1 protein-coding gene is annotated in these 369 nt (G+C 42.0%); it reads left to right on the top strand.

The window, feature by feature from the left end; all coding sequences use genetic code 11:
• Nucleotides 1–369 (top strand): fasciclin domain-containing protein (locus AAEY75_RS14260; protein ID WP_352259930.1); only part of this gene is annotated, 369 nt, incomplete at both ends.

The raw sequence follows: 369 nt of genomic DNA, 5'->3' as shown, positions 1-369 counted from the left end.
ACGCAGACTATTGGTGAGATGGCAGCTGGCAATAAAGACTTGACCATCTTGACCGCTGCACTACAGGCAGCTGGACTTGATTCGATGCTGATGGCTGAAGACAAGTACACAGTATTTGCACCTACTGATGATGCATTTGCTGCTTTATTAACTAAATTGAACATTACCAAAGAAGAATTACTTGCTGATCAAGCGACGTTAAAAAGTGTGCTTCCATACCATGTCGTACCTATGGTTGTAAAAGCCGCTGATATTCCTTATGGTACTGCGATTGAAACGGCGAATGGTCAAACCATCACAATTAGTGATGCTAATGTCATTACAGATTCAAATGGTAATACCGCCAACATCGTTGGCACTGATATGATG

It is taken from the genome of Psychrobacter sp. TB55-MNA-CIBAN-0194, assembly GCF_040309505.1.
GTDB lineage: Bacteria > Pseudomonadota > Gammaproteobacteria > Pseudomonadales > Moraxellaceae > Psychrobacter > Psychrobacter fozii.
Note: the sequence above shows the minus strand (reverse complement) of the source record. Positions and strands in the feature narration are given on the sequence as shown.